This window comes from Vibrio ordalii ATCC 33509 (assembly GCA_000257205.1).
Lineage (GTDB): Bacteria > Pseudomonadota > Gammaproteobacteria > Enterobacterales > Vibrionaceae > Vibrio > Vibrio ordalii.
In genome coordinates, this window is sequence record AEZC01000136.1 from 1 (window position 1) to 8,379 (window position 8,379).

The window sequence follows — 8,379 nt, forward strand, 5'->3', positions numbered from 1 at the left end:
AATGAATTAGGCAACCAAAGTAGTGAGCGTATTCGCAGTGCCGCCAAACAAGTACCACTACCAGTTCTGCGTGATTTAGTCTTTCAGTTTCAACAAGTGATTGAAGCGCGTAAAGGCGAGCAAGTCGAAATCATGGCGAAGGAATTGGCAAAGCAGGGTATTTCGGCTGAAGAGCTTTTAACTTATCTGAACAAATAATTTATTATCAGTACTGATGCCATAGCCAGGAATTTAGTTTCGGGCTTTTTATTGCGTGGTGTTTGCGGCTTCGGTGATTAAGGATTCACATTTCGGTTAATCGGGTTCTGCAAGGAAATAAGCGTCTCTGTGGATTGCACTTCATCAATAGCCTGTAATTTGTCGATCAGCACAAATTGTAATTCCTCAATCGAGCGGCACATTAACTTCACAAAAATATTATAGGCTCCTGTGGTGTAATAGGCTTCCACCACTTCATCTAGCGCATTGAGTTTGGCGAGTGCCGAATGGTAGTCTCGCGCGGCATTGAGATTGATACCGATAAAACAACACACGTCATAACCCAATTTTTTGGTATTGACGATCACTTCCGTACCCTGAATGATATCGGCCGATTTCATCTTTTCAATGCGAACATGGATAGTGGCAGGACTAACGTTGAACTGCTTGGCCATTTCTGCGTAGGGCGTGCGTGCATCGTCCATTAAAATTTTTAAAATGGCGCGGTCGAGTTCGTCCAGTTTAGCGGTAGTGGCTTGCATCACAGCATCCTTATCATTGAAATGGTTCGCTCAGTTTATCACTGGTCGTTGTTTCTCGTAAGCTGCCGTTTAAGAAAAGCGATAAGCTTTAGTCACCTCAGTGAAAATTGGGTAAACTCAATCCTCCTCATTATTTCCTTTGTTTCGGAGTTAACTTGCAGCTACAACTGATTTGCGAAGTTCCTGCTCAGCAAGCACATTTGGATACATTAGCCGCGCGTTGGGGATTAAAACCATGCGCTGAGAGCCCATTTGCCTTGGTATTAACTCAGTATCGTCTTGAGTTGCGTAAACTGGATGAGCCTAAACTCGGCGCTATTTATGTCGATTTAGTCACGGGGGCGGTTGCTCACCGACGTAAATTTGGTGGCGGTAAAGGTCAGTCGATAGCCAAAGCTGCGGGACTAAACAAAGGAGCGACACCGACCGTGTTAGATGCAACGGCTGGGTTAGGTCGTGATGCTTTTGTGTTGGCCTCGCTCGGCTGTAAAGTGCAAATGGTTGAGCGGCATCCCGTTGTGGCCGCGCTGCTCGATGATGGTTTAGAGCGTGCCAAGCAAGATGCAGAGATTGGTGGCTGGGTAAGCGAGCGAATGTCGTTACTTCACGCTTCGAGTCATGATGCGCTTGAAAAACTGGCGCAAGATGAAGATTTTGTAAAGCCAGATGTGGTGTATCTTGACCCCATGTACCCGCACCCGGAAAGTAAAAAACAAACGGCTTTGGTAAAAAAGGAGATGCGCGTCTTTCAATCGCTGGTGGGCGCTGACTTGGATGCTGATGCATTATTAAACCCAGCCTTGAGTTTGGCGACCAAACGCGTGGTGGTGAAGCGTCCTGACTATGCCGATTGGTTAGACAAACAGAAGCCGAGTATGGCGATTGAAACCAAGAAAAATCGTTTTGATGTGTATGTGAAAGCGGCGATGATCTAACGCATTCAATACGTTAGCTTTGGCGAGAAAATCTCGTGGCCCATAGATGTAATTTAGTGCTTGCTTAATCGTGTTTGGAATTGTATATCTAACTAATAATTATTCCTATTCGTGATTAAGGTGTACATGAATAAGCGTTTATGCAAATTGAACCGACACGATATTACTAGCCAGCTTGGGGATATCCATCAGATTGTGGCTGCGCCAAAATTTCTTTGTCGCTCATGTGCTCGTTCATCATCGGATAAAAACACGCTGTGTAAGCCTGCTGCTATTCCGAGTGCATCGACAAAGCTTGTTTCGGAAGGGAAGAAACAACTGCGCTCTGGTACGTCAAATGGCATGATGGACAAAGGTAAAAAGGTCGCCAAGCGATCGGAAAAACAGAGCAAGAAAGCGTTAAAAAAACAGAAAAAAGTACTGAAGAAGTTAGAGAAAGTGCTGAAACAGCAGCAAAAACTGTTAAAGAAACACCCGACATTACAAGTAACGTTTGCCGATGTGAATCAACGAATTTCTGCGGTTAGTGAACGTTCACTACAACGGCAGATTCACTAAAAACAGATAGTTTACTAAAAATAGATTGTTTACTGAAAATGGATGGTTTACTGAAAACAGATGGTGAGTTAACCCGAGCCACGTTAAGCCTCTTTTTCAACAACAAAGCCCGCGATGATAGCGGGCTTTGTTGTTTTTAACGCTCAATCTGATTCAGTGAGTACGGCTGGCAGCGATTTTGCGCTTTACCCAAGTTTCATTGACCCACAGTGAGAGCAAAATGATCACGCCGCCAATTGCAAGGCGCATTAAATCTACGTCGCGATTCCAAATCAGAATGTTCACCACTAATCCGGCGGGAACCAGCGCATTATTCATAATCGCTAGTGCGCCGGCATTGACTAAACAGGCTCCTTTGTTCCACACAAAGTAACCAAGCCCAGAAGCAATTACCCCTAAGTAGATCAAAATACCCCATTGCAGAGAGGTAGTGGGCAGTTTTTCACTATTACCAAACAGCAAAAATGCCACGCTTGCCACCACCAATGCTCCTAAGTAGAAGTAACCGAATACACTGTGTTGCGCTAAAGCGATGGTCTCTTTTTCCATGACGTATTTATAAGCCACTTGGCCGATAGCAAAACAGAGGTTAGCCCCTTGCACCACCAAAAAACCCAGCAAAAAGTGCTCGTTTATTGCCGCAAATTTAATAAAAACGGCACCGATTACGGCAATGGCCGCCGTCACTAAGTACCACGGAGAAAAGCGGCCTTTCAGTAGATCGTAGATCAGCGTGACGTAGATTGGCGTAAACACCGTAAACAGCAAAACTTCAGGAACCGATAGCAGTAAAAATGATTGATAGTAGAAACAGTACATCAAGCCCAGTTGAATTCCACCAATGGTCATCAACTTAGCGATCAACGGAGCGGGAACGGTTTTAAACCTGATCAAAGGTAGAAATACTAAGCTCGCTAATGCAACGCGCATCCAAACCGCGAACCAAGAATCAACTTGACCGGCGAGATAAACGCCGATCAAGCTAAATGAAAATGCCCAAAGTAGGGTGACTGCGGAGAGATAGGCCATAACAAACAACGCTGAACAGTAAATAACCCGCAGTCTAACCGAGTTTTGGCTTGTCGTCAGTCGTGAAGTGGTATTACAAGCATGTCGACTGGCGAACAGTTAATCAGTTGCCGAGTGGATGAGAGTAACTTGCTCCAAAAATCTTGATGATGACCGCAGACCACCAAATCAACACTGAATTCAGCGATGGTTTCGCAGAGCTCATTACTGAGGTCACCGCTGCCTACTAGTGTATGGCGGATAGGGTATTGCGCGTGTTCCGCTAAGGCTTGCAGCTGTTTTTGTGACGCTTCCATCGCGTGATGTTGAGTTTCTGCTAAATTGATATCAATGAGTCCGGTATACAGCTCGGCATAGTTGACATCAATGTGAATGAAAGAAACGTCAGCATCGAGTGGTTTTGCCAGAGCAACGGCTTTGTCGACTAAGAGTTTACTGTCTTCTGAAAGATCAATGGCAACCAAAATATGTTGATAACTCATCGTATTATCTCCTGATGGGGTACTGATTAAAGATTAGCACTGAGGCAGAGAGTTTTTTGTTGTCGTGATCTCATATCCGCATACCTGACTCAAAGTGTTATGGTGAGGTTCATGGTATAGTCAATTCAAATCGTTACATAAACTAGGAGTCGACATGTTGTCACAATCTATGGTTGAAAAACTGAATGAACAAATTAATCTGGAATTTTTTTCATCCAATCTATACTTACAAATGAGTGCTTGGTGTGAAGATAAAGGATTTGAAGGTGCTGCCGAGTTTTTACGCGCTCATGCCGTAGAAGAAATGCAGCACATGCAGCGTTTATTCACCTACGTGAGTGAAACGGGTGCACTGCCTATCCTTGGTGCGATCGCAGCGCCAAAACATAAGTTTACGAGCCTTGGTGAAGTGTTTCGCGAAACTTATCAACATGAGCAGATGATTACTCAGCAGATTAATAAACTCGCTCATGCGGCGTTCACATCTCAAGACTACTCAACGTTTAACTTCCTTCAGTGGTACGTTGCGGAGCAACATGAAGAAGAGAAGTTGTTTAAAGGGATTTTAGATAAGCTAGAGCTTGTGGGTGATGATGGTAAGGCGCTGTTCTTCATCGACAAAGACCTAGCCGCAATGGCAAAAGCCGGCTCATCTTCTGTAATGGATACCCAAGCTGTGTAATCGCAGCAGAAAGAGTATGAAGCGATCGTCTTTTTCTTTGGGTTCTATGCAAAGGTGTAGGGAGGAAAAGATGATCACTGGGGATACAATTTTATTTGCGCTAATGCTGGTCACTGGGGTTAACCTGGTCAGGTATCTTACTGCGCTACGCTCACTTATTTACATCATGCGTGAAGCTCATCCATTGCTTTATCAACAAGTGGATGGCGGTGGCTTTTTTACCACTCACGGTAATGTCACCAAGCAGGTTCGTCTTTTCCATTATTTGAAAGGTAAAGAGTATCACCATCACCACGATCCCCTATTTACGGGCAAGTGTGATCGCGTTAGAGCGCTGTTTATCTTGTCGATGTCATTGCTGGCGGTGACAACCTTCGCGGCTTGTATCGTATAACTGAGCTTGTCATGGCATTGATTAAAGGAGCTATCGTGCTCCTTTTTTATCGTCTGTACAAAGGCATCGACTTATTTCTTTACTCTCATGCATCTTAATCGCACGACGACTATTATTAGCAAGAGCAATCCAAAAGGAGAAACATAATGGATGAAAAAGCTCTGCTCGTACGTTTGAATGAGTTACCTCGTATTCAACAAGTGTTGCAAGAACTGCTGGAGATGGTGAATAAGGAAGAGGTCGATTTTGGTTCACTTACAAAAAAAATCGCCATGGAACAAGTGTTGAGTGCACGGCTGCTTCGCCTAGCAAACTCAGCACATTTTGGCGGAAGCAGGACGGTTTCTTCTATTAACGATGCGGTGATCCGCGTGGGAAGTGGTTCGGTGCAAACGATGGTGGTAGCATCGGTATTATCCAGTGCTTTTCCTAAAATTGACACCTTGGATCTGCAGCAATATTGGTCCGATACCTTTGAGATTGCTATTATCGCCAGCAAGCTAGGTGCGGCCTGTAAACTCGATACCAATAGCGTCTTTACTATCGGTATTTTGCACAACATTGGTCAATTGATGATCCACACATTAGCGCCTCAAGAGGCGTTGAAAATTCGTCTTTGTGTTAATGCTGGTGAAAGTGAATTACAAGCCCAACATCAAATAATTGATACCGATGCAAATGTTTTGGGAGCAAAATTAGCCAAAGCGTGGAAGTTTCCTGATGAGATGGTCGATGCGATCGCCTATTCTGCCCAGCCAGAAAAAGCGCAGCTTTCACCAAAACTCGCCCGTGTCTTGCATTTTGCCCGTGATATTCACCATCAATGGGATATTCTGACCGAAAAAGAAAAACGTTTATTTCTGGCTGAGCACTCCGATGCTCGTATACTGGCAATCTCTGCCACATTTGCTGAAACCATCGACGCCGTTCGCGGAAAAGGGCGTGAGCTTGCAGAGCAGCTCGTATAATACCGTCGCTGGTGGATTAACCTTGTCTTCACTCAATTAGTCGTTAAAATGTCCCCCATTGATAAGGATGTACGCCACCAGCGCTGCATCCTTTTTGTTTGTCATTAGGTGCGTGTGCGTCTAGTTAAATGAAGGTGAAAGCATGAGTCAGTCGTTTGATGTTGTCGTTATTGGTGCTGGCGCCGCCGGGCTAATGTGCGCCGCGCAAGCTGGCCTGCGTGGGCGCAGCGTATGCGTTCTCGATCATGCTAAAAAGCCTGGCCGTAAAATTTTGATCTCAGGTGGCGGTCGCTGTAATTTCACCAATTATGAACTATCGGCCGCCAACTATTTATGCCGCAATCCCCATTTCGTTAAATCAGCGTTATCGCAGTACAGCCAGTGGGACTTTATCTCGCTGGTCAGTAAATACAATATTGCGTTTGAAGAGCGCGATCATGGCCAGCTCTTTTGCCTTGATTCGGCGAAGGACATTGTCAATATGTTGCTAAAAGAGTGCGATTTACCGACGGTCAAGCAGCGTTATCAAGTCGAGATTCAATCGATAGATAAGGTGCCAAACGGCTTTCAGCTCACCACCAATGACGGGCCGATCCAATGCCAGTCACTGGTGGTCGCAACGGGCGGCTTGTCGATGCCCAAGCTTGGTGCTACTCCTTTGGGTTACAAAATTGCAGAGCAGTTTGGACTGGCGGTAATCCCAACCACGGCCGGGCTCGTGCCTTTTACACTGCATAAACAAGATAAAGAAGATTTCGCCGAACTGGCCGGCATTGCCATTCCAACTGAAATCACTACTGAAGATGGCACAGTGTTTAAAGAAGCACTGCTGTTTACTCATCGTGGTTTATCTGGGCCGGCGGTGTTGCAAATTTCTTCTTACTGGAAAGCGGGGCAGAAGGTCAGTATCAACTTAGTGCCGGAAGTAGACATCGAGCGGCTATTGAATGAATCACGTGAAGCACACCCAAATCAAAGCTTAAAAAACACACTCGCGAAAGTACTGCCTAAGCGTTTGGTTGAAGTGCTGATTGAGCGCAAAGCTTTTGTCGATAAACCGCTCAAACAGTTAAACCCACACGAAATAACCGCTATCGCACACGACTTACAACATTGGCCGATTCTTCCCAATGGTACTGAAGGTTATCGCACAGCCGAAGTCACATTAGGTGGCGTAGACACCGATTGCCTCTCATCTAAAACCATGGAATGTAAATCGGTTCCGGGCCTCTATTTTATTGGTGAGGTAATGGATGTAACGGGCTGGCTTGGCGGCTATAATTTCCAGTGGTGTTGGTCAAGCGGCTATGTCGCCGGGCAGTGGGTGTAATTCAGCACACCTTGGTCCTTATGGTACTAAAATACTTCCATTATGGGTTTTGGTGCTGCTTTAGTAACTCGGTTGCTTCTTTAACACCAACCGGCCTGCCTAAATAATAGCCTTGACCGAATTGGCAACCAATGCTGTTAAGGTAATGACGTTGCTGTTCATCTTCAATACCTTCGGCTGTAATGTTGAGTGACAGGCTTTTCCCCATGGCCACAACGGCGGCAACAATGGCGTTACTTTCCGAGTTGTCGGGTATGTCGTGAATAAAGGAGCGATCAATTTTAAGCTTCTGCAGCGGTAAGCCTTTTAAATACGATAGTGATGAGTAGCCCGTTCCAAAATCATCTAATGCGATACGAATGCCTTGTTCGACAATTTTTTGCAGGTCATGAATCGCTTTTTGTTGGTTTTCAATTAGAAAGCCTTCAGTGATCTCGAGTTCTAACTTGCATGCGGGAAATTGTGAGTGCGCTAAAATTGCCTTCAGTTTACTGAGAAAGTCAGCTTGCTTAAGCTGAATGGTTGAAATATTAATAGCCAAAGTATCGATATGATACCCATCATCGAACCATTTTTTTCCTTGTTCGCAAGCCGTACGCAGTACCCACTCTCCAATTGAAGTAATTAGGCCAGATTTTTCGGCAATCGGAATAAATTCGGCGGGAGAAACTTGACCAAGTTGAGGGTGTTGCCAACGAATCAGGGCTTCAAAACCGAGCAATTTGTTACTGCTTAGTTCAAATTGGGGCTGATAGACAAGATAAAATTGGTCATGCTCCAGCGCTTGGTATAGTGCTGATTGCAAGCGGATTTGCGTTAAGGCTATGTCAGTCAGTTCTGGTGAGTAGAACGCATAACCATTGCGGCCATTTTTTTTCGCTTGATCCATGGCTGTGTCAGCATTTTTTAATAATGCTTCTGGTGTCTCACCATCTTGTGGGTAGATTGCCACACCGATACTTGTCGATAAACGTAATGACTCTTCCCCGAGCACAATATTCTGTTCAAAAATCGAAAAAATCTTAGAGATAATGGGGCTTAAGTGACTATCTTGAGCAAGGTGGGTTAATAATATTACAAATTCATCACTACCAATTCGTGCAAGGTGATCCGTATCGGTCAAGCAGGTTTTGAGGCGATTGGCAATCTCAATAAGTGCCTGATCGCCACTATAATGGCCAAAGCTGTCATTAATATGCTTAAAGTGGTCGATATCTAAAAACAGTATGGCGAATGACTCCCCAATCTTTTGGCTATGTTT

General features: G+C 44.9%; 11 protein-coding genes. 7 read left to right on the top strand and 4 right to left on the bottom strand.

The window, feature by feature from the left end:
* On the top strand, positions 1–198 hold a 198-nt coding region (tsrA, locus tag VOR_RS0110030; RefSeq protein ID WP_010319576.1), incomplete at its 5' end, for an H-NS-like global regulator TsrA.
* A 77-nt stretch (positions 199–275) separates the two neighbouring features.
* Here the strand turns inward: tsrA and asnC are convergent.
* Positions 276–740, bottom strand: coding sequence for a transcriptional regulator AsnC (asnC, locus tag VOR_RS0110035; RefSeq protein ID WP_010319577.1), 465 nt, complete (start codon positions 738–740; stop codon positions 276–278).
* 155 nt (positions 741–895) lie between these two features.
* On the opposite strand from asnC, the gene VOR_RS0110040 reads away from it, so the two are divergent.
* Together VOR_RS0110040 and VOR_RS0110045 are read left to right on the top strand one after the other, a co-directional pair.
* Complete coding sequence (locus VOR_RS0110040; RefSeq protein WP_010319578.1) at positions 896–1,675, top strand: class I SAM-dependent methyltransferase; 780 nt, start codon at positions 896–898, stop codon at positions 1,673–1,675.
* 111 nt (positions 1,676–1,786) lie between these two features.
* Positions 1,787–2,233, top strand: coding sequence for a hypothetical protein (locus VOR_RS0110045; RefSeq protein ID WP_029627078.1), 447 nt, complete (start codon positions 1,787–1,789; stop codon positions 2,231–2,233).
* A gap of 153 nt (positions 2,234–2,386) precedes the next feature.
* Here VOR_RS0110045 and VOR_RS0110050 read toward each other — a convergent pair whose 3' ends face one another.
* Positions 2,387–3,262: a carboxylate/amino acid/amine transporter gene (locus tag VOR_RS0110050; protein WP_010319580.1), complete on the bottom strand. Its 876-nt coding sequence runs from the start codon at positions 3,260–3,262 to the stop codon at positions 2,387–2,389.
* 56 nt (positions 3,263–3,318) lie between these two features.
* Positions 3,319–3,744, bottom strand: coding sequence for a universal stress protein (locus tag VOR_RS0110055; protein ID WP_010319581.1), 426 nt, complete (start codon positions 3,742–3,744; stop codon positions 3,319–3,321).
* A 154-nt stretch (positions 3,745–3,898) separates the two neighbouring features.
* Between VOR_RS0110055 and ftnA the strand changes: the two genes are divergently transcribed.
* The 4 genes from ftnA (at position 3,899) to VOR_RS0110075 (ending at position 7,118) form a co-directional block, all read left to right on the top strand.
* Entirely contained in the window at positions 3,899–4,426 is a 528-nt protein-coding gene (gene ftnA / locus VOR_RS0110060; RefSeq protein ID WP_010319582.1) for a non-heme ferritin, read from the top strand.
* A 70-nt stretch (positions 4,427–4,496) separates the two neighbouring features.
* On the top strand, positions 4,497–4,820 hold the full coding sequence (uspB, locus tag VOR_RS0110065) for a universal stress protein UspB (protein WP_010319583.1): 324 nt from the start codon (positions 4,497–4,499) through the stop codon (positions 4,818–4,820).
* 146 nt (positions 4,821–4,966) lie between these two features.
* Positions 4,967–5,788: an HDOD domain-containing protein gene (locus tag VOR_RS0110070; RefSeq protein ID WP_010319584.1), complete on the top strand. Its 822-nt coding sequence runs from the start codon at positions 4,967–4,969 to the stop codon at positions 5,786–5,788.
* Between the two features lie 142 nt (positions 5,789–5,930).
* The gene (locus tag VOR_RS0110075; protein ID WP_010319585.1) at positions 5,931–7,118 is read left to right on the top strand and encodes a BaiN/RdsA family NAD(P)/FAD-dependent oxidoreductase; all 1,188 of its coding nucleotides are present in this window, start codon (positions 5,931–5,933) and stop codon (positions 7,116–7,118) included.
* Between the two features lie 40 nt (positions 7,119–7,158).
* On the opposite strand, the gene VOR_RS17050 is transcribed toward VOR_RS0110075, so the two are convergent.
* The coding region (locus tag VOR_RS17050) for a putative bifunctional diguanylate cyclase/phosphodiesterase (RefSeq protein ID WP_010319586.1) at positions 7,159–8,379 on the bottom strand (1,221 nt) is incomplete at its 5' end.